Origin of the sequence: Sorangium sp. So ce363, assembly GCF_051520435.1 — a bacterium.
Taxonomy (GTDB): Bacteria; Myxococcota_A; Polyangia; order Polyangiales; family Polyangiaceae; genus Sorangium; species Sorangium cellulosum_B.
Genome location: NZ_CP150333.1, coordinates 9,222,381 through 9,248,880 on the forward strand (window position 1 = coordinate 9,222,381; position 26,500 = coordinate 9,248,880).

Here is a 26,500-nt window from a genome sequence, read left to right on the forward strand (position 1 = left end):
TTCGGGACCGGCCCCATCCCCCACGCCGGCGGCTCCGACATCTTCGTCGCGACGTTCAATCCCTGAAACCCATGGGGGGAAGGGCGCCATGTCGAGGTGCCGCGCGCCGAGCTCGGGCGTACCCCGGTGCGGCGGCGGCCGTGGGACCAGGGCGGCGGGTCGGGTGAGTCGGCCTTCGACGATCCGGGCGCTGACGTCTCGGCCGGTTCGCTGTAGGATGGCCGCGCTGCGAGGCAGACCGGATGGCGCCGATCGTCCCCGACAAGAAGAAGATCAAGAGCTTCCCTGACGAGGCCGCGTTCGAAGCGTGGCTGGCCGCAAACCACGCGCGGGAGACGGAGCTGTGGCTCCGGATCTACAAGAAGGGCTCCGGCGTACCGACGGTGACCTACGCGCAAGCGCTCGACGTGGCCCTCTGCTGGGGATGGATCGACGGGACTCGAAAAGCCCTGGATGAATCCTCGTTCTTGCAGCGGCTCTCGCCGCGCAAGGCGAGGAGCGTCTGGAGCCAGATCAACCGCGACCACATCGCCCGATTGACCGCCGCGGGGCGCATGACGCCCCACGGGCAGCGGCACGTGGACGCGGCCAGGGCCGATGGTCGCTGGGATGCGGCGTACGCGCCGATCCGCAGCGCGACCGAAGCCACCATCCCCGACGACCTCCGCGCCGCGATCGAGGCGGACCCACGAGCGCGTGAGACGTTCCAGACGCTGGGGCGCCAGAACCTGTTCGCGCTGGCGTTCCGCACGAACAACATGAAGACGCCCGCGGGTCGCGCGAGGAAGATCGCTGCGCTGGTGGCGATGCTGGCGCGCGGTGAGACCATCGTGCCGGAGCGCGGTGGGCCGTCAAAGGCGGCCCGGCCCGCGACAGAGTAGGCGAGACGGGCCGATCAGCTGCCCTTGCAGACGTCGGCGCAGGTGCCCGTCGCATCGACGCGCACGGCCCGCCCGCCTGCCTAGGCGCGCGTCAGCGCGACGACGAACTCCAAGAAGGCGCGGACCTTGGCCGACATGAGCTGTGCGGCATGATGGTACGCGTAGAGGGGATACGTCTCCTCGGCCCACTCCGGCAGCACTTGAACGAGCCGTCCGTCGGCAAGGAGATCGCGCGCGTGGACCTCGAGCACCTGCGCGATCCCATGTCCGGCGAGGCACGCCACGAGGAGCGCGACCCCGTTCACCATCAGCTGTCCAGAGGCGTTCACGGGGACGACCTTCTTCCCGCGCACGAACTCCCAGGCGAAATGGCTCCCCGTGGCCGGATCTCGCATCAGAACGCACGGATGCTTCTCGATGTCGCTGGGGCGGCGTGGCACCCCGTGGCGCGCGAGGTACGCCGGCGATGCGCAGGTGACGACGCGCGTTCGCAGGAGCAGGCGAGACTTCAATGCCGACGGCTCCGGGCGACCGAACCGGACGGCGACGTCGAAGCCATCGCGGACCAGATCGCCCATGCGATCGCGCTCGGCGATCTCCACGGAGAGGTCGGGGTGGCGCGCGAGGAACGGTCCCAGGTGGGGTGTCAGCACGAACTGCCCGGCGCTCCCGTCGACGTTCACGCGCAGGAGGCCGCGAACCTTGGCCGAGGAGCCCCCCGCCTCGATCGTCGCGTCCTCGATGGCGGCCAGATGCGGCGCCACCGACTCGTAGTAGCGGAGGCCCTCGTCGGTCAGCGAGATGGAGCGGGCGGTGCGGCGGAACAGGCGTACGCCGACGCGGTCCTCTAGGCGCGCGATCGCACGGCTGACCGCGGATTGCGTGAGGCCGAGCGCCTCCCCCGCGCGCACGAAGCTCCCGGCCTCCACGACCGCGCGGAGGACGCCGAGGCCGTCCAGCGAGCGCGTGTCGAAACCACGAGACCTACTCTTGGTCATGCTCAGGCTTCCGAGGATACACGTGCAGCAGGCTCGACGGAACTCCAATCTCTCCTGCGACCGGAGCCGCGGCAGCGCGGCGGACAGCTCTTCTACAAGGGGACGCACACCATGCGTGTCTTTGTCACGAGCGGCCGAGCATTTCGCCTGGCTCGCGCGCTTCTTTGCGCTCGACAACCCGGCCTCGAGCACGCGGACGCGAGAGCGGCTGGGATGGAGTCCGCGGCAGCCTGGGCTCATCGCCGACCTCGAGCAGGGGCGTTATTTCGAAACCTGAAAAGAGAGGGCATCACATGATCACGACGAGCGAAGTAAGGTTGGGCACTGGCGGTCCTTCGGTGTTTCCCATCGCCCTCGGGTGCATGGGCATGGGGGCTGGGAGCTGGTACGGGGCAGCGGACGAGGCCGAGAGCATCGCGACCATCCACGAGGCGCTCGAGCGCGGCGTGAACGTCCTCGACACCGGCGACTTCTACGGCATGGGGAAGAACGAGCTCCTCGTCGGCAAGGCGCTGCGAGGCCGCCGCGACAAGGCGCTCCTCAGCGTCAAATTCGGAGCGCTCCGCGGGCCGGGCGGCGAGATGCTCGGGCACGACGCGTGTCCGGCCGCGACGAAGAACGCCCTGGCGCACAGCTTGTCGCGCCTCGGGGTCGACCACATCGACATCTACAGACCGGCGCGCCTCGATCCCCGTGTTCCGATCGAGGAGACGGTGGGCGCCATCGCCGACATGGTGAAGGCGGGGTACGTCCGCTACATCGGCCTGTCCGAGGTCGGCGTGGAGACGATCCGGCGTGCGGCGGAGGTGCATCCGATCTGCGACCTGCAAATCGAATATGCGCTGGTGAGCCGCGGCGTGGAAACCAGCATCATCCCGGCCCTGCGCGAGCTCGGGATCGCGATGACAGCGTACGGCGTCCTGTCCCGCGGGCTGCTCACGGGCGCAAAGCCCTCGGGCGAGGGCGACTACCGCGCACACATGCCCCGCTTCTCCGCGGGCAACGCCGAGAGGAACCAGCCCCTCGTCGATGCGCTCGCGCGCCTCGCGACGGAAAAGGGCGTGTCCCCGGCGCAGCTCGCCATCGCGTGGGTCCGCGCGAAGGGCGCGGCTCAGGGCGTGACGATCGTCCCGACCCTGGGGGCTCGCACGCGCCAACAGCTCGTGGAGGCGCTGTCGAGCCTCGATCTCTCGCTCGACGTGTCGGAGGTCGCCGCGCTCGAGGCCGCGGTGCCCGCGAGCGAAATCGTCGGCGCGCGCTACCCGGAAGCCCACATGGCGATGCTCGACAGCGAGCGCTCCCAGCAGAGGCGGCCTGCGCCGTCGAGCAGCGCATCGAGCGGCCAAGGGCCCTGAAGGGCCGGGCGCCGCCGCCCTGAGCTACCTCGCGCGTCCAGAGGGAGAGCGCGAGCCGGGTGCTCGGCGAGCGCCTCCGCCGCCGCGGCAGCGACCACCCCCGCGCTCTCCGAGGTGTTCCGATGGACTACCATTGCGCCGGAGGAGCGCAGCGAGGAGCCGCTCGAGATGAGCTCGCTCCCCGCATCACCTTTCCGCCAGGAGCCCATGCGAGCTCGCATCTTCGCCGTGCGCGCGGCTCGCGACCCCGCACGTGCTCGCAGCTTGCCGCGCCGCCCCCCCGCTGATAGCTCGCTGGGCGCAATCAGGAAGCGAGGGGACGTATGAGCGAATACCGAACAATCGCGGCGGCGCCGGTGCTGGTGGCGGCGTTCCGGGATCAGATCTTCGGCGTCGACCCGGCCACCGGGCGCGTGCTCTGGGAGTACAAGCAGGCCGGGGTCGGTTTCTCTTCCACAGCGCTCCTGATCACGCCTGCGGCGATCTACGCGGCGAGCTTCAGCCGCGTCGCCTGTCTGCATTACCCGACGGGCGAGCTGCTCTGGGAGGTGAAGGCCGCCACGCAGGGCCGCGCCACGCTCCTCCTGGAGGGAGACCGGCTCTTCGTCGCCAAGCAGGGCGAGGTGGAGTGTTTCTCGCTCACCGGCAAGAGCCTCTGGCACAACCAGTTCAAGAGCAAGGGGATGGGCCCGGTCGCCCTGGGCGTGCCGGACAATGTGGCGCAGCCGGACGACAAGGACTGACGCTCCCCCGGCGCTACGCCGCCCGCGCCTCCCAGTCGATCCGGTACGCGTGGCGCGGATCCAGGTGAGGAGCGCGTCGGGGGCGCTGGTGCCGCTGACGTCGGTGGTCAGCCACGAGGAGCTCCCCGCGCTGCAGGCGATCACGCGCCGCGATCGCGAGCGCGCGATCTCGATCTTCGGCAACGTCGCGCCGGGGCACTCGCAGGGCGAGGCGGTCGCGCGGGTCGAGGCGCTCGGACGGGACCTGCCGGCCGGCTACCGCCTGGTGCTCGGCGGCCCGAGCGTGACGTTCCGCGCGTCGATGGGCGGCCTCCTCTTCGCGCTCGTGCTCGGGATCCTGGTCGCTTACATGGTCCTCGCGTCCCAGTTCAACTCGTTCCTGCACCCGGTCACGGTGCTGACGATCCTGCCCCTGTCGATCGCGGGCGCCGCCTTCGCGCTGCTCTTCGCCGGGCAGACCGACGTGCAGGGCCGCGTCGCGCGGCTCCGGACGCGGCGCGCAGGGCGAAGCGCGCCCGCCAGCACGGCGCACCCGGCCACGCCGCAGCCATAGCGGCGCCCTCCCTCCACCGGCGGCGTTACCGGCGTGGCGGCCCCATGGAGATCGTCTGGCCCATCGCGGGCAGCGGCGGACCGGTGATGATCGCCTCGCTGCCGGAGCGCCCGATGGACAGGTGCCTTGCCGATCCGAGCCTCTTGGCCCACCTGTTCGTCCACGAGCTCGACTACCACACGCGCTGCTACCGACAAGACGTGGAGTCGGACCGGCACGGTTTCCGCATCGGCCGCGGAAACATGACAGGCTGGCAGTAGGATTGTGGTCGGGCAGTCCGGCGATGGCCGCGGTCCGGCGCCCACCCCTCTTAACGCGGCGCTCCGAAGGAGCCCTGCCAGCCATGTCCTCCCCTCGGGCCCGAAGATACCCGCGGGCCGGTCGATTGGAATTGACACCGGCAATGTGAGCGTTCACATTCCAGTCGAGGACCACCCCTTTGTTTCGGTTTGCTCGGGTCCTCCTGAGCACCGAGCTCTTCGTCAATATGACCCCATTCAGTCGATTTTTACACCGATCCTGTTCGCTCGGTCGTCGCGGAAGCGATTGCTGATCGATGGTGATCGACGTTTTGCCAAGAGCGATCCAATAGAGGACGCGACAGCCCTCGCTTGTTCGACGGCTGTCGTGAAACCCTGGGTGCTGTCCACCGGAGACGATTTCGTCAAGAATCCGGCGATGCTGGCGAAGCGACCGGATGGCAAGCTCGGGAACGAGGGAACCTATGTTGCGGCGGGCCGTGCTAAGACGCTCCTCGGGCGCACCGGTGTCATCACATCGGCCCCGTCCGGGAGCTCGTCTGGGCCGGGTGGGAGGCACTTTGCCAGGGAGGCGGATCCCGTGAGGAACGTTCTGTCACCTGAGGGGAGTGTGGCGAGTCGCCCTTGACACGCTCGAATCGTTTAGTTTCCTTTTCACCTGATTCCGGTACGTAGGAGACCTGTGATGCAAGATCAAACGTTCAGCCGACTCGCCTTCTGTGTCACCCTTGCGAGTTGGGTCGCGATTTCGTGCGCCCCCGCCGAGTCCGACTCGAACAACGACGGAGGGGGCGGAGGCGGCGGAGGGGGCGGAGGCGTCGTAGCGAGCGGAGCGACGACGACCGGCTCCGTTAGTAGCACGAGCGGCAGCGGCGTTGCGACCTCTAGCAGCACCACCGCGGCTGGGACCGGCGGTGACAACAGCGGCGGGAGCGGCGGGGCTGAGCCGACCGGCAGCGGCGGTGCTGGCACGGGTGGCTGGCCCGAAGGAGCCATTCCCATGGGGAACGCGCCTGTGCGGAGCGCGGGGTGCGGCAAGGCAACCACGTTGACGACCAAGGAGTATACGATCTCAAGTTCGGGCCAAAATCGCGTGTACTACGTCGATATGCCCAAGAACTACGACATGAACAAGCCCTACCGGCTGTTCTATACTTCACATTGGATCGGCAGCCGCTGGCAAGACGTCGAGGGGCAAGACTTCTACTTTCTCAAACCGCAGATGGAGGCCGACGGAGAGCAAGCCATTTTCGTGGCCCCCTCCTCGGACGGTGCAACGTGGCAAGAGAAGGACCACGCGCTGTTCGACGACATCATGGCGTTCATGAATGAAAATGTCTGCTACGACACGACCCGCGTGTTCGCGACCGGCTTCAGCTTCGGAGGGATGATCACCTATTCGCTGTCGACGAACCATCAGGCGGAAATCCGTGCGGCGGTGGGCATCGCCCCGGCCAACTACAACATCTGGTTGCCTGAAAAGACGCGGAAGCCCATTGCTTGGATGCACACGACGGGCATGAACGACCCGACTTGCCCCTGGGTGAACAACGAAGGTCAAAAGAGAGGGGCCAAGTTCATCGCCCTCGAAAAAGCCGAAGACAACGGCTGCACGATTCCGGACAACATCCCGACTTCAAACGGCGCGTACAGCTGCTACGATTTCAAGGATTGCGATCCGGAACATCCGACGCGGGTGTGCACCTTCGGCGGCGGGCACACGAACATCGACGGCAATCCGAACTGGATTCCCATCGAGTCGTGGAAATTCTTCAAGCAGTTCTGACCGACGTCCTCGCCGCGGACGGGACCCTCGCCCGCGCGTAGCGCCGCGCTCAAGGAGGCGACCTCGTCGCTCCACAGGCGCTGCATGGCGAGGATTTGCTCGCGCACCAGCGCCCGGCGGCGGCGGAAGTCGACGCCGTGGTTGGGCTCACCGGGATGTGGGTGTGCTCGGGGAGGTAGAGCGAGTCGAAGCCGCGCGCCTCTACGGCGCGCGCCAGCTCTACGATGCCGATACCGCGATCGATGACGAAGTGGTAATGCCGCAGCGCATAGGCTCTCTTACCACGTCGCCGTAGCGCACAGCGCAGGAAGAGGACGCGGCGCTCCTACGGCGCTCGCCGAGGCGCTCCGCTTCCATCCTTCAGGGCGATCTAAGCCCCAGGCATCTTGAGGCCGCGCTCGTCCATCACGGCTTTGTTGCGCGCCTCGCTCTTCGCGTACGCCGGGCGGGCTCTGACCCGCTCGGCATATCCGGTGAAGCTCGGGCGCGGCTCGAGCATCTTGAAGTCGAGCATGTACGCGATGGTGCCGCCGAAGATGACGTCGGCCATCGAGAACTCCTTGCCGAGGACGAAGTCACGGCCAGAGATGGCCGATTCCATCGTCGCGATCATGTCGTCGTAGTTGCCCCAACCGGCGGAGCCGGTGCGGAACTCCCAGTTGCCGGCCTTGGCCATCGAGCCGGGCTCGATGACCGAGGGGGCGAAGAGCGACCAGCGAAAATACGTGCCGCGCGCCGCGTCGTCGAGCTTCGGCGCGAGGCGGCCCGGGGCATAACGATCCGCGAGATAGAGGCCGATCGCCGCGGATTCGGTGACGACGGTGTCGCCGTCGACGAGCAAGGGCAGCTTGCCCATCGGATTGAGCTTCGTGACGTCCTCCTTCTTCTGCTCGCCGGCCATGATGTCGACGAACTTGAGCTTGTACTCGACGCCGACTTCCTCGAGCATCCACACCGTGTTGGCGGCGCGCGAAAACGGGTGGTGGTAAAGAACGATGGCCATGGTGGTGTCTCTTTCTCCGTTCGTTTCCGCCGGTCGGTCGGCGGCGCGGCGGAGGCTACCAGAGGCCGGCCCCGTTGGGCGCGGCGCCAGGTGCGGCAGGTTTGAATTCCTCTGCCCGCCGCGTTCATGGCTCCCGCCTCGGCGCGTGGCGACCTCGACCGCTACCCGGCGATGATCACCGGCTCGAGCCGCGGCCACACGAACGAGAGCGCGCAGGCGCCGCGTCGGCGCCTCCAAAGCTCGTCCAGCGGGCCGAGCACGCGGGCCTGCGCCGCAGGCTGCTTCGTTCAGGCGGCCACCTGGATCGACCGGTTGTTCTGGCGGGATTTCTGACCCGCGGAGCTAGCCCGTCCGGTCAGGCGGCGGCGTGCGGGCAGCAGCGCGGTATGGCAAGCGCTCTCGCCGCGGCAAAGCCGCCGGATGGCCCCGCTGCGGGCGTGGCGAGAGCGGTAGCGGCCGCGCTCTCACGCCGTGTCCCGCGGCGCGCCGACGAACGCGCTCTCGTCGTAGTGGCTCCGGGGGTTCCACGCCGCGTAGCCCGCGCAGCCGGCGTCGTCGTTCGCGCGGATCTGCTCCTGGATGTGCCACGGCGTGTACTCGTACCGCTGCATGGGGCGCGAGCTGTCCAGATCGAACGCCTGGATCCAGCTGCGCAGCAGCCCGATGCGCCCGGGAAGCGCTGCCACCCTGCGCCAGCCGGCCGAGAGCGAGGCATACAGGGTCTCGTAGGGGTGATGCGCAGGGTTCGCGAACCCGAAGCTGCCAGGGCCCCAGTGCGATGGGTACGGCATCGGCATCACGTAGTCGAAGAGCTCCACGGCGTCCTCCAGCCGCTGGCCTATCCCCTCCTGCGGCCCGAGCAGCGTGAACCCGAAGACATCCGCGGAGATCGGGCGAGACGCCGCATTGCCGACCTCCGCGCGGAGGAACTCGAAGAAAGCGCGGATCGTCGGCACTCTCTCCTCGATCGGCGTCCGCGACCGCGGCTCGCGCGCGGCGCCATAACGCACATAATCGTAGTTCACCTCGTCGAAGCCGGCGTCGTACGCCCGGAGCGAGATCTCCGCGATCTCGTGCCATCGCGGCTGCGAGCCCGGGTCGTACCAGCCCCGCGGGCCGCCCTTGAACGCGACGAGCCGGGCGATGAGGTAGATGCCGGCCTCGCGCAGGGCGCCCAGCTGGGCCCTGGTCACCTCGTCACGCTCGAAGAGGAGCGCGCCACCCTCCGACCGGATATCGATCACCAGGGAGTTCAGCTCTGTCCGCTGGACCAGGGAGGAGAGCCGATTCAGCCGCTCCACGTTCCTCCCCGCCGCGAAGTTCACGTAAATCGCCTTGGTGATCGTGGGCATGCTGTTCCCCCCCGGCGAGGGGAGAGCACGTCCCCGGCCAAGGGAGCGCCGGGCGCGCGCGGGAGCGCCGGGCACGCCGCGCGAGTCCTACGCGGCTTCCCGGATCTGCGCCTCCACGCTGGAACTCCCGCGAGCTCCCGCGCCCCGGATCACCCCCGCATCGCCTGGATCGGGCTGATCCGCGCAGCGCGGAGCGCCGGGAAAAACCCGCCGAGCAGGCCCATCACCGCCGCGATCGCCACCGACGTCAGCAGGATCCCGGGCGTCGGCTCGAACGTGAACACGACCTCCGACCAGCTCGCGAAATTGACGGTCGAGAAGCGCACGAACCTCATCCCGAGCGCGGCGAGCACGCCGAGCGCCCCGCCCGCCAGCGCGAGGAGGACCGACTCGATGAGGAACGACACGAGGATGCTGAACCGCGAGAAGCCGAGCGCCCGCAGCGTGCCTATCTCGCGCTGCCGGTTGGCGATCGACGAGTGCATCGTGATCATCGCGCCGATCATGGCGCCGATCGAGAAGAACACCGCGATGAGCACGCCCATCACCTTGATGAACATGCTCGTCCCCTCGGACTGCTTCTCGTAATAGACGCTCTCGCGCATCACCTCGAGCCCGAGGTTCCGGTTCTGCTCGATCGACGCCTCGAACGCGTCGAACTTGCTGGCCGAGGCGAGCCGCGCCCGCACCGCAGAGACGCCCCCCTCGCGGCCGAACGCCGAGCGCGTCGTGTGCAGGTCGGCCCAGATCTCGGACTCCGACGAGGAGCCGCCGTCCTCGAACACCCCGACGACCTTCACCGGCCGGTTCTTTCGCAGCTCGAACGACTCGCCGATCGACAGGCCCTTGAAGCGGCCCCTGATCGCCTTGCCCACGATCACCTCGTCCGTGCCCGGCTGCGCCGGCCGGCCCTCGATGATCTTCACCTGCGAGCGGAACGCGAGCACGTCGTCGGGCACCCCGCGCACCTGCACGTTGGAGATGCCGTCCGTGCCGAGCTTCTCGAGGAGGATGACCGCCACCACCTCCCCCACCCCGTCCGGCTTGCCGTCCTGCCGCTTCGCGACCTCCGCGCTCGCGAGGATCACGCCGATCTGCTGCTCCTCGATGCTGCTCACCATCTCGGCGTCGGAGCCCTTCCGCATCACGATCGCGACGTCGTCCCGCGCGGTGCGCCCGAGGGTGCGCTCCACGCTGTTCGCGAGCATCAGCACCGACGCGAACACGAACACCACGAGGCCGAGACCGGACGCCGTAGCGAGGGTCGTCGTCTTGCGCACCACCAGATTTCGAACGTTGTAGGCGACGGGGATCATGAGCGCTCTCTCCCGCTTTCAGGGTGTCGAAGACAGGCTGCGTGGTCGCTCACGCCACGCGCCGGAGCGCGTCGGTGACCGAGAGTTTCGAGGCGTTGTACGCCGGGATGAGCGACGCGACGAGCGACAGCCCCATCGAGAGCAGCACCGCCAGGACCATCGTCGAAGGCTCGATCCGGAAATAAGGGAACCAGGCGCCCATCTCCTCCTCCAGCCACCGGCCCAGCCCGAGCTCGACGATCGGATACGAGACCACGAGCCCGAGGAACCCGGCCAGCAGCCCGATGGTCGCCGCCTCCCCGATGATGAAGATCCTCACGTGCTTCGGCTCGAACCCGAGCGCGCGCAGCACGCCGTACTCCCGCGTCCGCTCCCGGACGCCCATGGCGATCGTGTTGCCGAGGATCATCATCATGATGAGAAGGATGATGACGGACACGACGTTGAGCGCCGTCAGCACGGCCGACATCATCGCCATGAACGACAGGTTCATCGCCCGCTCGCTCATCGTCGCCGTCTGGACGTCCTTCTCGTCGAAGATCTTGTCGATCGCCGCGCTGATGTCCGCGCTCCGCGACGGGTCGTCGATCCGGGCGGCCATCCAGCCGATCTGGTCGCGCTGCCGCTCGGGGAGCGACTCGTTCAGGTAGTCGTAGTGAAAGATGAACTGCGACCTGTCGATCGACTTGCGCGTCGCCGTGTAGATCCCCGAGACGTTGAACTGCCAGTTTCCGGGGTAGATCGTCCCCTCCAGCGTCACCGTGTCGCCAGGCTTCACCTTGAGCCGGGTCGCGAGGACGTCGCCCAGGATGGCGCCCTTCCTGTCGCCCTGCCACCGCTCCATGTCCTCGGGCGAGACGACCATCTCATCGTAGACCTTGAAGAAGGTCTTCGACTCGACGGCCATCGAGGCGAAGAAATTGTTGGCGTCGCGCGGGTCCTTGGCGCCGAACCAGCTCATGAAGGACCCCTCCGTCACGCCGGGGACCTCGCGGACCGTGTCCATGTAGCGCTTCGGCAAGGGGAGGATGAACGAGATCTTGTGCCGCGTCGCGATCCGGTCCTTCGCGGCGTGGTCGGCGGCGACGTTCCACGCCGAGAGCACCGTCCGGAGGAGCACGAACGCGAGCACCGCCACCACCGCGCCGATCACGGTCAGCAGCGTCCTGAACTTGTTGCGAAGGACGTTCCTGGCGGCGACGGAGACGAGGTTCATGACAGGTTCCCCTTGTCGAGCCGGCGCGTCACCGTCGCGCGCTCGGCGGCCTGCGGATCGTGCGTGACCATCAGGATGGTCTTCTTGAACTCCTTGTTGAGCCTCTCCAGGAGGGCCAGGATCTCGTCGGCGCTCTTGCGATCGAGATCGCCGGTCGGCTCGTCCGCCACGATGATCGTCGGATCGTTCACGATCGCCCGCGCGATCGCGACCCGCTGCTCCTGGCCGCCGGAGAGCTGCCGGGGATAATGGCCCATCCGCTCCTCGAGCCCGACGACGCGAAGGGCTGTCTGCGCGCGCTTCCGCCGCTCGGATGCCGAAAGGCTCGTGAGCAGGAGCGGCAGCTCGACGTTCTCGACCGCGGTGAGCACCGGCATCAGGTTGTAGGCCTGGAAGATGAAGCCCATCGTCCTGGAGCGGAAGCGCGCCAGCTCGCCGTCGCTCATCCGCGTGAGGTCTTGCCCCGCCACGCGCGCCGAGCCGCGCGTCGGGCGATCGAGCCCGGCGATCAGGTTCAGCAGCGTCGACTTGCCCGAGCCCGAGGGCCCCATCAGCGCCTCGTACGACCCCTCCGGGATGTCGAGCGTGATGTTGTCGAGCACCACGATCGGCTCCTTGTCGCGGAAATAGCTCTTGCCGACCCCCTGCAGCTCGACAATGGGCTTCGGCTTCCCGTCGCGATACCCCTCGGTCATTCGCTCCCCTTTTCCTTCTCTTTGATCTTCTGACCGTCCGCGAGCTCGGCGGACGGCCTCGCCACGAGGCGCGCCCCCGGGGCCGGGCCGTCGAGCAGCTCCAGCCCGCCGGGCGCGGGGCCGCCCACCTTGATGGGCACCATCTTCACCTGGCCCTCATTGACCACGAACACCACCTTGGCGCCGCCCCGCTCGACCACCGCGGCCTCCGGGACGACCCGCTTCGGCGGCTCCTTCATCGCCTCCTCGGACAGCGCCTCGGCGAGGAAGCTGACCCGCGCGCTCATCTCCGGCAGCGCCTCCTTCGGCTCGCCGACGAACTTCACCTTCACCGGGACGGTCGCCTTGGCGCGGTTCACCCGCTTGCCGATCTCGAGCGTCGTGCAGCGGTGCCGCTTCGAGGGATACGCGTCGAGGACCACCTCGCACGGCTTGCCGGGCTCGACGAGGTAGAGGCGCGTCTCCGGGACATCGGTCTCGACGACGAGCGACGTGAAGTCGGCGATCTCGACGAGGTGCGGCAGCTCGAGGCCGACGACCTCGCCCACCTCCGGCGGCTTCGACATGATCGTGCCGCCGATCGGCGCGACGATCTTCCGGTCGGCCAGCGTGACCCGGAGGCTCTCGACGTCGGCCGCAGCTGCCTTGACCTCGGCGTCGGCCGCCGCCGCCGACTGGGTGAGCGAGTGCATGCGCGCGGTGAGGTCATCCATCGAGGCGCGGCCGGTCACCTGGCGCTCGACCAGCAGCCGCTCCCGCGCGAGCTGCTGCTCCACCTCGCCGATGCTCGCCCGGGAGGCCGTGGCGCGCGCCCGCGCCGCCGCGACCTTGGCCTGGGCGGCGGCCACGAGGCTCTTCTGGTCGGCGTCGTCGAGCTCCACGAGCAGGTCGCCCTGCTTCACCACGTCGCCTTCCTTGACGTGCACCCGCGCGATGCGGCCGGGGAACTTGGCCCCGACCTTGGACACGACCTGCGGGACCACATACCCGGTCGACGTCACGGAGATCGACGCCTGCGCCGGCGAGACCAGCGCGACCTCCGTGGTGGTGACCTCGGTCTTGAAGAGCGCGCTCTGCGCCCTGGGCAGGGCGAACGCGGCGGCGCCGGCGACCGCCGCGAGCACGACCGCGGCGACGAGGACGGTGCGGAGCGGGCTCCGCCGATCGGGATCGACGTCCCGCTGGATCCGCAGCGAGGCGAGATCCGAGCTGAGCTGGTCGGACACGGCGTCTCCTTAACACGCTTCCGGCGTCGCGTTGAACTTCTATCGCCTATTTCTGACGCGCGGCGCCACCCGCGCCCGACACGCAGGACGCGGCCTCGCGCCCGGCCCTGGAGCGGCGCTTGCCTCATATCGAAATCGCCTCCCGCCGTGGCAATCCGCCCGTCCAGACCGCAATGCGCCGCGCGGCTGTGCCCCCTGCGCCTCACCCGTGGCTGTGCGCTCCCTGGCGTGCAGCGGCGCTCCGGCCTTCACGCGAAGCGCGCGGCGGGCCTCACGTCCGTTGGCTGGCGCACCGGCGCATCGCTCCAGCGATGGAGCCGGAGCGGAGCGAGAGGAGGGAAACCGCCACAAGTAATCGAAACTATAAGCATTTATCGAACCAACGTTCTCGAACGACGGCGCTGCACAACGGCGGAAGTGCCAATCACCGAGATCCACGCGGCGGAGCAGGCGGAAGGTGCGCTCCGCGCCACACACGGGGTGGGATTGGTGCCTGCGGCGCTGTGCGGCGCTGTCTGTGTCGACGCGGGGCGCGGGGCCGCGGTGCGGCTAGGGTGCGAGATGCGCGCCTTGCGCTCCCGGGGCTCCCGCGACCAACACCCCGTCTCGACGCCCCGACGCCGCACGTCTACGCTGTCACGATGGGTTTTGTCGCGAGCCTTTTCATCGTCTACGGGGTCGCCGGGGTGGTGCTGGGTGTCGCGGTCGCCATCGCGATCGGGCGCTGCCTCCACCACCGGCGGCGCTCGCAGATCGCCGCGTATGCGCGGAGCCCGTCGGCATCACCCGGCGCGATACGCGAGGGGTTTGCGCTCCTGCGCGGCGAGGTGAGCGCGGAGGACGCCGCGCCGGGAGACGCGGTGATCGCGGTCGAGATCCCGTGCGGCGGCCAGGCCGGCGCCGCGCCGAGCGCGTGTCAGACGCGGGCGCGCGCGTTCTCGCTCCGGCTCGCCTCGGGCGCCACCGTGCGGGTCGAGCCGGCGAGCGGCAGGCTCAGCCTCGACACCACCTTCGTCCCGACGAGACGGGGCGGCGCGCCCGCCTACGTGTCCGAGGTCCGCCCCGGCGACACGATCTACATCGCGGGCTCCGTGCGCCGCGAGATCGACGCGAGCGCCGCCGGCACGGGCTACCGCGACGCCGCGCGGGCCTGGGTGCTCCGGGCACCCGCGCACGGCAGCCTCTGCGTCGCCTCGGAGACGGTCATCGCCCACCACGCCCAGCGCGCGCGGTTCCACCGCTCCTGGGCGCTCGCGCTCGGCGGGGCGCTCGCGGCGCTTCACCTCGGCCTGTTCCGCGCGTTCCACGCGAGCGTGCTCGGCACCGTCGAGTCGGCCGGGACCATCGACATCGGCCCGGCCGCGCTCGCGCTCTTCTTCGTCGGCGCCGCGGCGCTCACCTACCGCACCCTGGCCGAGCAGACCTCTCCCTGGATCGAGCTCCGCGTGGATCGCTCCAGGGCGGCCTAGCACAGCGTCGCTCAGGCTCCTCCCTGGTTCCGCGTCCGCGGCACGCCCCCCGTGGAGGGAGGTCGTCACGCGGGGCAGGGCCGGGCTGATGTCCGAGCCTCGATAACGTCCTATCGAGGAGGCGCCCCCGTTGCCGGGGCTCGCGTCTCCTGGAACCGGACCCCTGCGGTTCACAGCCGGCTCTTCCGAGCCAGGCGGACGAGGGCATCGGTGTTCACCAGGCTTGTTGGGTCGCCCTCGGGCCACGACGCCCTCGTCCCCTCACCCCCCGCTCACCAACGTGGTTGTCCTTGTCGTGATCGTGGTCGTGGTCGTCAACGGCTCGGACTCGGTTGCGCGGAGTCGAACGGAGGCGGAGACAATCGTCGACGAATGCACTCGAGCACGCCCGCCATGGCCATCAAGGAGCTTGCCCGGGAAAGCTCATGAGCCAACCTGGGCGTCGACGCGCCGTGACGCGCCGCTTCACCGGGCGCGGCCGGCCCTCGACAGTTTCCGGCGTCAGCGCTCCGTGATCACCAGTCCCCCACGGGGATCACCGTTCGAATGCCTCGCTCCCGAGATCTCCGCATGGTCTCAAGTACCGGTCCGAGATTGACCAGCAGTCTGCACGCTGACATATTCGTCCATCACGGAATGCCACTCGTTGGGCAGCGCCTGAGCGCAAGTAAAACGGCGCCACCTGTGACGCGTGCAGCTTCCGCAGCCGCAGATTACGCAATGTCAAATCAACATTGAAGGCACATTCCATCAGAATGCGACAGAATCCGTAGTGCGTCTGTCGCACATGGTTTGCGGCGAGATCACGCCGCAACGCTGACGTTCTGCCACGTTCCCTGGAGGGAGCGCCGACCCGGGCACGGCCATGAGGCAAGCCAGGGCATGGCGCGCCATTGTCGACGTTGAAGGTGCGCGCGCGAGCGTGCCTGAGAGGAAAGAACATGTCAATCCCGAACCCTTACATCATCAACATCGACCTGTTCTGGCCCAACATGAACCGTCCGACTCAGAACGAGATCGCGCGCGTGAGGGCATTCGATATCGACGGCTCTACCGAGACGGAGGTAGGCCAGGGCGACTACGACCCGGAGACCGGCGGCTGGCCGGTGGTCCTGCAGCGCGTCGCGGCGTTCGCCTCGACACGAGAGACGGCGAATCTGCGCTTCAGGATCTATAGCGCGAACGGGCAGGAGGTGGGCTGGACGCAGACGTTCAACGCGATCCAGAGCGGGTCGAGGGTGCGCATCATCATCGGCCAGAGCGCCGAGCTCGTGAGCAGCGCGACCTGGACCGCATCTTCGCGCAAGCACCGCGCCTTCGGCACCGTGCGGAACACGATCGGTCTTGCCGCTTCGGGCATCGTCGTCGAGGCGTATCACGTTGGCTGGACGAGCAGCGGCGTCGACGAATTCCTGCTCAGCACGGCGGAGAGCGACGCAGGCGGAAACTTCGAGATCCTCTACAGCCCGCCGCCGGTGGCGAGCGCGTCGATCCCGATCGGCACACCCGCGGGACAGATCAACCTGATCCTGTATGCGAACGAAAAATTGAATCCGGAGGGAACGGAGCTGCGGAGGCTATCGTCCTCGGAGGTGATCTACAATGCCGCCCGCGAGCAGCAGCTCGACGTGGTGGTCGATCGCGTGGTCGCCAACGCCGGCTCCGAGTACGAGCGCCTGGTCACGGGGCTGACACCCAGCCTGGGGGTCTCAGAAGCCGCCCAGCTGTCGACCGTACGCAAGCTGGATGAACGCCCAGATTTCCTGACCCTGGTCGCTCGCTCGAGCGGCTTCGATGAAGCGCTGGTCCGCGCCTTCGTTCGCTCCTGGCTCATCGCGAGGGAGATCGACACACAGCTTCCTCCCTCGACGCTGAGCGCGCCCATGTCGCGGGAAGTCATCTATTCGCTCGTGCGCGCCGGGCTCGGCGACAACCTGCGCGCGCTGCTCGACGTGAATCCCGACAAGTTCTTCCAGACGCTCGTCGCCGCCGTCCACCGCGGGATCATCTCCGCAGCGATCGAGGTCGACATCTATCCGACCCTGGTCGACACCTGGCGAACGGTGCTCGCGAAGTTGATGAATTTCGTCCCGTTGGACGGGAGCAGAGACCGTCCGTGGCAGCAACAGCTGCTCGAGCTCGTGCTCGGCAAGGAAGAGCGATTCCCTCAGATTCTGAACTTCAGGCAGACCTCGTTTGGCACCGCAACGACGGCGCACCAGGTCGCCATGCCTTCGGCGGTCACGGCCGGCGACCTGCTCATCGTGATGTTCGCGGCCCACGATGGGCCGGCCGTGACGACGCCGGCCGGTTGGACGCAATTGTGGACCGACATCCATGGTCTGGATGGCAGTGTTCGCCTGAGCGGCTACGCCAAAGTGGCGACGGGAAGCGAGGGCGGCACCCTCGTCAACTTCCAGACCTCGTCCGCACGGCAGGCGGCCGCGCATGTCTATCGGGTTGCCAAGAATAGCTGGAAGGGAACGATATCAGGAAGTGTCACCGTTTCAGCATCGGTCTCTGGACTGAGCGCCCAGGCCGATCCGCCGTCGCTCACCCCCGCGACAGGCACCACGGAGACCCTGTGGCTCCCATGCGCTGCGTTCGTTGGTGCGCCAATCGTGACATCGTGGCCCAACAACTACGACACACACAATTTCACGAGTTCGTCCACGAACGTTGCAAATTGCTCGCTGGCGTCCGCCGCACGTGCAGCGGCGGCCACCAGCGAAAATCCCCAGCCCTTTACCGTCGCTTCGGCCGGTACGTTGTGGCTGACGCGGACCGTCGGAATCCAGGGCCTGCCCGCGGCCGAGAACCCGTTCAGGGCCAAGAAGGAGGCGCTCATCGGCGCGCATTTCGACAACCTCGGGGAGCTCCCCGGGCTGCTCGCCGCGCTGGTCGATGACGACGTGTTGACCGAGCAGCAGGCGGAGGACATCACGTTCGTGTTCGAGATGTACGAGAAGGTCGGCCGCTATTACCCGATCGTCGCCGCCGTGTACGCCAACAAAGCGAGCTCGGGCTGGCGCACGATCGAGGATCTCGCCACGGTGACGCTGGACGGCGCGCACCCGAACTGGACCGACTTCGCCTCCAGCTCAACCAGCTACAATGACGGTCGATACCCCGGCGATGTTCCGGGGTTCAACAGCACGTACGGGCAAGGAGCTGTCTACGCGAGGCGCCTCTACGACCTGTTCGGCAAGCTGAGCCCGCAGCGTCGCTTCGTCTCCCGCATTCAGGGGACGCCCACCCTCGTGGCGGTGCGCCAGTTCTTGACGGATCACCCCGACTTCAGCCTCGAGAAGGGCGACATCGACGACTACCTCGCCGACAACGAGCTCACGCTGAACGCCGATAACGTCGGCTCGATCAAGCAGCTCCAGCGCTTGTTTCGCTTGACCCCCGATTTCGATGCGGCCGCTCACCTCATCGGCCAGGCGCTCGACTCCGCGGTCCGGATCGCACGCATCCCGGAGGACCGATTCGTGGCCGATCATGAAGAGCACGTGGGTGGCCTCACGGCGGCGCGCGATATCCACCGCACGGCGTCTCATTACGCGAACGAGATCCTCGCGACGCTGGTCAAGTTCCACCCGAACCTGAACGAGGTCGGCGGTATGAGCGCCGTGCCGGGGCCTGTCAACTTCACCGTGCTCGATCCGACGCACGGCTACACGCCCAACCTCGTAGACTCACCGGACGACACGATTTCGGGCAAGTTCCCGAACTGGATCACCCTGTTCGGCGACCTCAACAAATGTGCTTGCAAGCATTGCCAGACGGTGCTGAGCCCCGGCGCGTACCTGATGGACCTGCTGGAGTGGGTCGACGGCGCGCCCAAGAGAACGCTGTTCGAGCGCCGGCCCGACCTCGAGGACATCGAGCTCACCTGCTCGAACACGAACACGGTCCTGCCTTATATCGACATCGTCAACGAGGTCCTCGAAGCGGTCGTCGAGCCGCTCGAGTTCACCATCGGCCTCACGCCCGCTACGATGGAGCAGGCGAAGGACGGCGTCGCGGGGGCGCTCGGCGCGCTTCGCAGCGCGGCTTTCGCCGAAGGGTACGTGCTCAGCGAGCGCGCGGTCGCCAATCGGAGCGCCGCCTATACCGTAGCGAGCAACGAGTGGATCGTCGAGGACGATGCTGTCCGCTTCAGAATCCATGGCAACGCCGCGCCGCTCACGGTCTATCCAGCGCTCCAGACCAACGGAGCGAACGACTCGCTCGAGGTGTTCCCGGAGCACTTCAACCGCAAGGCTTACGACAAGCTCGCGCAGGCCGTCTTCCCGTTTCATCTGCCGCTGGCGCTCGGCAGGGAAGAAATCGACGTCTTCCTCAAGCAGAAGAACATCCGAAAGCATGAGATCCTCGAGGCGTTCTCGACAAGCGACGCCGACACGAAGCTCCGGGATGTGAACATCGCGCTCGCTTACCTGAACCTGACGCCCTCCGAGGCTCAGGCGATCCTCGGCGCGGAGCGCCCGGCGTCGGAGTACTGGGGCTTCGTGATCCCGCCCGGCGCCGACGAGGTGACCATCCGGCGGCCCGACAAACCCACCCTCAAGATCACCGCCCCAGAGCCGGCCCCGGGGGACCCGGACACGAGGCCGGCCTGGGTCAAGCTCGTGACGCTGGTGCCCGTATTCCTGCACCGCGCGGGCCTGAGTTACCAGGAGCTGCTCGACCTGCTGGATACCCGCTTCGTCCACCTCCAGGCCGCCGATCAGCACGGGATCCACGTCGTATCGAGCACAGACGAGCTCGTCGAGTGCAACTACAACGAGTTCCAGATCGCGCACCTCACTACGGATACGCTGCGGCGCGTCAGCTTCTTCGTCCGGCTCTGGCGCAAGCTCGGCTGGAGCATGCGCGAGCTCGACGTCTATCTGATGAGCCTCGAGGGCGGCAACATCCCCGCCAATCTCGTCAGGCTCGCTCAGGTGAAGCGCCTGGTCGACTCGCTGAAGCTCCCGCCGCTCGACGTCGTCGCGTGGTGGGCGAACCTCGACACGCGTCGCACCGGGCGAATCGAGAAGAGCCGCTTCGACGAGGTCTTCCTCGTGGGCGCCCCGAGCCAGGCCGAGTATCAAGGGCTCGAGCGGGTGCGGATCGGGGCGACGGTCAACCTCGCGACGGTGACGGATGACGAGGACTATCCGGCGCACCTCCGCGCGGCCCTCCGTCTGAATTCGACCGATATCGAGCGGCTCTGGGGGAGGGTCATCGTCTCAGAGTCGGTCACGAACCTCGGGCTGGCCGAGCTCACGGAGATGCACCGGGTAGCGACGCTCTCGAGGGCGATGGGGCTCTCGGTCGCCGAGTTCTACGACCTCACCGCGCTCGTGGGCAGCCCGTTCGTGGAGGAGGTGACCGATCTCCAGGCGGCCATCCTGAACACCTACGCCGTCATTCGAGAGCTCGAGCGAGCTCGGGCGACGCGCATGTCCGCCGCCGAGATCGCCTATTATCTGCGCCATGAGAGCGCGCCGGGCGCTCCGTTCACGCCCGCGGCGGAGGACATGGATCGCGCCGCTCAACGGCTCTCGGCGGCAGCGGCGGAGATCGAAGCGATCTACCCGGAACAGATCCCTGACGCGGCCGCGCTGGGCGCTGCGCTCACCAAGGTCATGCCGGCCGAGAAGGTCGTGCGGGCGATCCAGATCGTCGAGGGGCCGCCTGCGCCGCCCAACCTGGGCGACTTCGCTACGCAGGCGGAGTACGATGCCGCGCTCGCAGCGTACGAAGCGGTGCACGCACCGCTCTCGCAGCAAAACCTGAATTTCCTGGCGCGCTATTTCCTTCGGTTCTGGTCGGCGACCCCCGACTTCGTTCCCCTCGAACAGCTGGTCACCTACGACGCGGGTCTCTCGCGCGTGCTGCGCTACAAGCTCGTGTGGGATCGGCTCCGCGCCTACCTGGTCGACCAGGCGCGGGCGGCCTCGGCTCTCACCGTGGCTGCCGAGTCCATGGACCTCGCCCGTGATGAAACCGAAACGCTGCTCACGAAGGCGCTCCGGAGCTTGACCACGGACTTCTCCCCCGCCCTCCACGACTGGAAGAGCTTCCTGAAAGGGGAATGGAATACCGCGGTGCCCGGGGAACTCAGCGCCACCGTGGTCATCCCGCGGGACGACGACTACGTGTTCATCATCTCGGTCAGCTTGCCGGTGGCGCCCAGCATCGAGGTCGCCTTGTGGGTCGACGGCAAGCAGCGCATCACCTATGGGTTCAACGAGGTTCAACAGAACAGGCACTACCTCCACGATGTCCTGAGTCTGAAGGCGGGCACGGTCCTTGACGTGCGTATCACCTATAGCAACGCTGAGGACGTCGCGCTGCTCTGGCAAGTCGGCAACGCGGACGTGGTCCCCGTGCCCGCGAGCGCCATCGTCCCATTCCGAACGGATGTCTACACCAAGCTGTTCAAGGCTGTCGGGCTCGTCAGAGGTCTCGAGCTGAAGAAGCCAGAGCTGAGATATCTGATCGAAGCGGACAGCTCGATCGGGCTTTCGCTCAACGCGCTCCCCGCGCGCGACGCCGACGCGGATGTGCCGTGGTCGGCGCTCGCGGGCTTCATCGATCTGCTCGACCTCCAGCGTTCGGTAGAGCTCAAGAGCAAGACCCTGTTCGAGTTCTGGAGCGAAGGCGGTGGCGCTGCCGACGCGGGCGCCGATGACGTGGCGGCGCTCACTGGATGGAAGACCGAAGACATCCTGGCCGTCTTCGATCTGATCTCTCCGGCTCCACCCCCGCCGCCGCCCTGGCATGATATCCAGATTCCCTCGAACACGGTCAAGCTCTGGCAGATGCTCAGGGCGACGATGCAGATCGTCCGGCGGCTCGAGCTCAACGCGAGCCAGATCATCGACCTCTTGCTCAGCCCAGCGCCGACCATCGGCGCCGCCGTTCAGCTCAGGAACGCCTTCCGATCGCAGTTCAGCAGGGATGCCTGGAAGGAGGTCTTCAAGCCGCTGCGCGACCCGCTCCGGCGACGCCAGCGCGACGCGCTCACGGGATACCTCACGACCGGCGCCGTCGAGGTCGACGGCGTGAACGGCGAGCAGAAGCCCGACTTCGTCGACGAGAACGACCTCTTCGCTCACTTCCTGATCGACGTCGAGATGGAGCCCGACACGCTCATCTCGCGTATCCGGCTCGCTCTGAACGTCGTGCAGCTCTTCGTCCAGCGCGTCTTCCTCGGGCTCGAGGACAACGCCTCGCTGATCCAGCTCGAGCAGGCCAAGGACCAGTGGGCGTGGATGCAGAACTACCGGGTCTGGGAGGCCAACCGCAAGGTCTTCCTCTACCCCGAGAACTGGATCGAGCCGGAGCTGCGCGACGACAAGACCGAGTTCTTCACGGAGCTCGAGAATGAGCTCGTCGAGGGCGACATCACGCACGAGCGGGGCCTCACGGCCCTCCAAAACTACCTGGAGAAGATGAGCGAGGTGTCGAACCTCGAGGTGGTAGGCACCTACGCTGAGGAGGTCTTTTCTGCCGGCGTCAACCACGTCCTTCACGTCGTGGGGCGCACGCGCTTCCAGTCACGGAGCTTCTATTACCGGACGTTCCAGGCCAAGCAGTTCCACGACGGGATCTGGACGCCGTGGAAGAAGATCAACCTCGATATCAACGCCGACGTCGTCGCGCCGGTCGTCTTCAATGGGCGCCTCCACCTGTTCTGGCCCCTGGTGCAGAGCAAGCAGAAGCCGAAGCCCCTGCCGGCGAACAAGAACCACGTGGACGGAGACAACGCCGGAGCCGTGCACGCCGAGTTCCAGGCGGAGATCCGCCTCATGTGGAGCGAGTACGTGGCCTCCGAGAACAAGTGGCTCAAGCCCAAGCTCTCCAAGAGCCGCGTGACCGATGACGACGCGGAGACGATCTTCGATCGCGAGCTTGGCGAAGACAAGCCCCGGACGGCGGGCTACCACCTGCGTGTCGCCGTCGGGAGCAGCGAGTACGTGTCGGTGGATGTCGTCAAGACGAACATTCCGAGTGCGGACGGCGTGAGCCGGGGCGATTCGCTCGCCGAATGGCTCTGGAAAGACAAGAACCTCCTCAGACCGAAGCGGCTCGGCACGTTCGCCATCTGGCACACGGGCGACGACACGCTGGGGTCCAGCGACCTCGTGCTCAAGGTGGGAGAGAGCTGGCCGGAAGGAACCCTGCTCGTGCAGAACGCCGCCGTCGAGGTGGATTACATCGTCCACGCCAGGAACGCCGGCGATGAGCTTCGATTCCTGGGCAACGCGCCGTTCTTCCGGAGGACCCCGGGCGCCTTCCGCGTCTTCGGCACGAACTTCCCCTATCTTGGCAGCGCCGAGCTCAAGCCCTTCTTCTACGAGACACCCTCCACGAGCTTGTTTGCCGTGAGCAAGGGGGTCGTGACGCAGTCGGGCCTGAGCCGGGAAAAGACGCAAGTCGCCTCGTTCTCGACGTTCAACCATCCGCTGGTGACGGAGGTGCGAAAGCGCCTGCAGGCGTTCGGGCCGGAAGGCATCATGAACCGCGCGACGCAGGCGCTGCCCATCGCCGACAACCGGTACTACTCGAACTACTACTACAACTACTACGGCCACCTCTACCTGGGCTACCACATCGCCGGCGACAGGCAGGCCTGGGGTACGACGCAGCGCCTGATCGAGACGGAGCTCCACCCGACGCGCAGCGTGAAGCAGCCGTATCCGCTGCCCACGATCGAGTTCGGCTACGGGACGCCGTTCGGTATCTACAACTGGGAGCTCTTCTTCCATCTGCCGATGCTGATCGCGGGGCGCCTGAGCCAGGACCTGAAGTTCGAAGACGCCATGAAATGGTACCACTATGTCTTCGACCCCAAGCAGGAGCTCACGCGATACGAGCAGACCAAGCGCTGGGTCGAGCGCCTGCCGGCCGGCTGCCGCTACTGGAACTTCCTGCCGTTCTTCGCCAACAAGGACGCGACCGACAGCCTCTCGGAGACGCTGGGGCTCACGAAGACGCTGTCGACCTACGATCGCCAGGAGCTCACCGCGCTGATCGACGACTGGCGGCGCAACCCCTTCAATCCGCACCTCATCGCGCGGCAGCGGCTGGTGGCGTACCAGAAGTCCGTGGTGATGAAGTATCTCGACAACCTCATCGCCTGGGCGGATCAGCTCTTCCGGCTGGACACGATCGAGGCCATCAATCAAGCGACGCAGCTCTACATCCTCGCGGCCGAGCTGCTCGGCGACCGCCCCGAGGCGGTCGAGCCGCTGACGGGTGAGCCCAGGTACACGTACCGCGAGCTCAAGACGAAGGGGATCACGAGCTTCTCGAACGCCATCGTCGACGTCGAATACCGGCTCGTGAGCAACAGCGAGCACCTCAAGCAGACCCAGCTCGCGCAAGAGGACTCGGCGACGGCCTCGATCAAGAACCTCTCGCTCAGGACCCTCTTCTTCTGCGTGCCGAGGAACGAGCGGCTCGATGGCTACTGGGACACGGTGCAGGACCGTCTCTTCAAGATAAGAAACAGCATGAACATCGATGGGGTCAAGCGTCAGCTCAAGCTGTTCGAGCCCCCCATCGACCCGGCCCTGCTCGTGCGCGCCGCCGCGGCGGGCCTCGACCTCGGGAGCGTGCTCGCGCAGCTCAACGCGCCGCTGCCCTGCTACCGCTTCGGCACGTGGATCCAGCGAGCGGTCGATCTCGCGAACGAGCTCAAGGGCTTCGGGGCAGCGCTGCTCGCGGCGCTCGAGAAGAAGGACGCCGAGGATCTTCAGCTCGTGCGCCAGGGGCATGAGATCAAGATGCTGGAGCTCGTGCGCCGGGTGCGGCAGGCGCAGATCGCCGAGGCCGAGGAGAACATCAGGGCGCTCGAGCTCTCGCGTGCGCTCGCCGAGGAGCGCCACACGGAGTACCGCACGCGCGCTCGCATCAGCAAGAGCGAGCGGACACAGATCTCACTGACCGAGTGGAGCACCCGGCTCGAGGTGGGTCAGGGTGCATTCCACACACTCGCCGGGCTGTTCGCGCCTATCCCCGACCCTGAGGCAGGCATGGTGGGGCCGTTTCCGTTCCTTGGCGTGAACGTGAAGACCGGAAGCGCGCTCACCAGCGTGATGAGATCCATTGCCGACGGGCTCGGCGCCGCGGCCAGCTATACGCGAGGCAACGCGAACCTCGCCGGCATCAACGCCGGCCACGAGCGGCGCTGGGAGGATTGGAAGCTGCAAGAGCGGCTGGCGCGTAAGGAGATCGACCAGATCAACCAGCAGATCGTGGCCGCGCAGATCCGGCGCGACATCGCGCAGCGCGAGCTCGAGAACCACGAAACGCAGATGGAGCACGCGGAAGAGGTGCGCGAGTTCTTGCAGGAGAAGTTCACGAGCCGCGACCTCTACCAGTGGATGGTGCGCGAGCTCAGCCGCACTTATCAGCAGGTGTACAAGCTCGCCTACGACGTGGCGAAGAGCGCCGAGCGCACCTTCCAGTTCGAGCTCGGGCTCGATGGAACGAGCTTCATCCAGTTCGGATACTTCGACAGCTTGCGGCAAGGGCTGCTCGCCGGCGAGAAGCTCGTCCTCGACCTCAAGCGCATGGAAGTGGCCTACCTCGAGCGCAACCGACGCGAGTTCGAGATCCAGAAGCCGATCTCGCTCGCCGCGATCAACCCGGCCGCGCTTCAAGACCTGCGCGAGAAGGGCGCCTGCGAGTTCGAGCTCCCGGAGGTGCTGTTCGATCTCGATCACCCTGGCCAGTACTTCCGGCGCATCCGAGCGGTCCGGCTCACGATCCCCTGCGTCACCGGGCCGCATACCAGCGTCAGCGCCAAGCTCACCCTGCTCGGCAGCGCCATCCGCAAGCAGAGCACGGCCAATCCGACCGCCTACGCGTATACCGGCTTCGACGACCCGCGCTTCGTCCATGACCTCGTGGGCATTCAATCGATAGCGACCAGCAGCGCGCAGAGCGACGCAGGACTGTTCGAGCTCAACTTCCGCGACGAGCGCTACCTGCCCTTCGAGGGCGCAGGGGTCATCAGCCGGTGGAGGCTCGAGCTGCCGACCGCGTACCCGCAGTTCGATCACAACACCATCTCCGACGCCGTCATGCAGCTCAGCTACACCGCGCGCGACGGTGGCGGCACGCTCAAGGACGGCGCGGAATCCGCGATCATCGACGGGCTCAACAAGCTCCTCAAGGTCGTCTCCGACGAGGAGACCGGGCTCGTGCGGGTCCTTAGCCTCCGCAAGGAGTTCCCCGACGTGTTCCACCGCCTGCTCACCAGCCCGGGCGAGCCCGTCGATATGACGCTCCTGCCCGAGCACTTCCCGTTCGTGATCCGGCGCGCCCGCATGACGCTGACGCTCGCCAACATCGTCAATAACGAGGGCTACGTCGACGTTCACGTCATCACCAAGCCCGGCGCCACGCTGAGCGGCGCCGACATCTCGCTGAACGGCGGCGACGAGGCGCAAGTGAACCCGCAAAATGGCGTCGCCGTGCAGTCCCTGCCCAAAGGCGGCAGCGCCTCCACGGCGTTGCTCCAGAACTGGGCCGCGGAGACCTGGGCGCTGGAGCAACACGGCCTGAACGCCGACACCGTCGAAGATATCGTCTTTATCGTGAGATACACGGCGGCGGCCGCCGACTGAAACCTGAACCGTCC

At 67.2% G+C, this 26,500-nt stretch carries 14 protein-coding genes and 2 pseudogenes; 9 read left to right on the forward strand and 7 right to left on the reverse strand.

Annotated features, from left to right (window positions below):
• Positions 1–242: 242 nt before the first annotated feature.
• Positions 243–881 (forward strand): YdeI/OmpD-associated family protein, encoded by a 639-nt coding sequence (locus WMF12_RS34745; RefSeq protein ID WP_437740979.1) that lies wholly within the window; start codon positions 243–245, stop codon positions 879–881.
• Positions 882–961: 80 nt separating this feature from the next.
• On the opposite strand, the gene WMF12_RS34750 is transcribed toward WMF12_RS34745, so the two are convergent.
• Complete coding sequence (locus WMF12_RS34750) at positions 962–1,879, reverse strand: LysR family transcriptional regulator (protein ID WP_437740980.1); 918 nt, start codon at positions 1,877–1,879, stop codon at positions 962–964.
• Positions 1,880–1,994: 115 nt separating this feature from the next.
• Between WMF12_RS34750 and WMF12_RS34755 the strand changes: the two are divergent.
• The 6 genes and pseudogenes from WMF12_RS34755 to WMF12_RS34780 all read left to right on the forward strand — a co-directional run.
• Positions 1,995–2,156 (forward strand): annotated as a pseudogene (locus WMF12_RS34755) (3-beta hydroxysteroid dehydrogenase); the annotation flags it as partial.
• Positions 2,157–2,172: 16 nt separating this feature from the next.
• On the forward strand, positions 2,173–3,234 hold the full coding sequence (locus WMF12_RS34760; RefSeq protein WP_437852293.1) for an aldo/keto reductase: 1,062 nt from the start codon (positions 2,173–2,175) through the stop codon (positions 3,232–3,234).
• A gap of 323 nt (positions 3,235–3,557) precedes the next feature.
• Entirely contained in the window at positions 3,558–3,977 is a 420-nt protein-coding gene (locus WMF12_RS34765) for an outer membrane protein assembly factor BamB family protein (RefSeq protein ID WP_437306528.1), read from the forward strand.
• Positions 3,978–4,017: 40 nt separating this feature from the next.
• Positions 4,018–4,437: pseudogene (locus WMF12_RS34770) on the forward strand (efflux RND transporter permease subunit); the annotation flags it as partial.
• 137 nt (positions 4,438–4,574) lie between these two features.
• A complete protein-coding gene (locus tag WMF12_RS34775) occupies positions 4,575–4,790 on the forward strand; it encodes a hypothetical protein (RefSeq protein WP_437852294.1) in 216 nt (71 codons plus the stop codon).
• A gap of 685 nt (positions 4,791–5,475) precedes the next feature.
• Positions 5,476–6,576, forward strand: coding sequence for an alpha/beta hydrolase family esterase (locus WMF12_RS34780; RefSeq protein WP_437852295.1), 1,101 nt, complete (start codon positions 5,476–5,478; stop codon positions 6,574–6,576).
• A gap of 370 nt (positions 6,577–6,946) precedes the next feature.
• Here WMF12_RS34780 and WMF12_RS34785 read toward each other — a convergent pair whose 3' ends face one another.
• The 6 genes from WMF12_RS34785 to WMF12_RS34810 all read right to left on the reverse strand — a co-directional run bounded on the left by WMF12_RS34785 (position 6,947) and on the right by WMF12_RS34810 (position 13,384).
• Positions 6,947–7,579: a glutathione S-transferase family protein gene (locus WMF12_RS34785; RefSeq protein WP_437852297.1), complete on the reverse strand. Its 633-nt coding sequence runs from the start codon at positions 7,577–7,579 to the stop codon at positions 6,947–6,949.
• 464 nt (positions 7,580–8,043) lie between these two features.
• Positions 8,044–8,931, reverse strand: coding sequence for a putative glycoside hydrolase (locus tag WMF12_RS34790; RefSeq protein ID WP_437852298.1), 888 nt, complete (start codon positions 8,929–8,931; stop codon positions 8,044–8,046).
• Positions 8,932–9,080: 149 nt separating this feature from the next.
• Positions 9,081–10,247: an ABC transporter permease gene (locus WMF12_RS34795; protein ID WP_437852299.1), complete on the reverse strand. Its 1,167-nt coding sequence runs from the start codon at positions 10,245–10,247 to the stop codon at positions 9,081–9,083.
• Positions 10,248–10,296: 49 nt separating this feature from the next.
• On the reverse strand, positions 10,297–11,463 hold the full coding sequence (locus WMF12_RS34800) for an ABC transporter permease (protein WP_437852300.1): 1,167 nt from the start codon (positions 11,461–11,463) through the stop codon (positions 10,297–10,299).
• On the reverse strand, positions 11,460–12,158 hold the full coding sequence (locus WMF12_RS34805) for an ABC transporter ATP-binding protein (protein ID WP_437740990.1): 699 nt from the start codon (positions 12,156–12,158) through the stop codon (positions 11,460–11,462). The genes WMF12_RS34800 and WMF12_RS34805 overlap by 4 nt, the downstream gene beginning before the upstream one ends.
• Complete coding sequence (locus WMF12_RS34810) at positions 12,155–13,384, reverse strand: efflux RND transporter periplasmic adaptor subunit (protein WP_437852301.1); 1,230 nt, start codon at positions 13,382–13,384, stop codon at positions 12,155–12,157. The genes WMF12_RS34805 and WMF12_RS34810 overlap by 4 nt, the downstream gene beginning before the upstream one ends.
• 641 nt (positions 13,385–14,025) lie before the next feature.
• On the opposite strand from WMF12_RS34810, the gene WMF12_RS34815 reads away from it, so the two are divergent.
• On the forward strand, positions 14,026–14,853 hold the full coding sequence (locus WMF12_RS34815; RefSeq protein WP_437852302.1) for a hypothetical protein: 828 nt from the start codon (positions 14,026–14,028) through the stop codon (positions 14,851–14,853).
• A gap of 941 nt (positions 14,854–15,794) precedes the next feature.
• Positions 15,795–26,486 (forward strand): neuraminidase-like domain-containing protein, encoded by a 10,692-nt coding sequence (locus WMF12_RS34820; RefSeq protein WP_437852303.1) that lies wholly within the window; start codon positions 15,795–15,797, stop codon positions 26,484–26,486.
• Positions 26,487–26,500 lie beyond the last annotated feature (14 nt).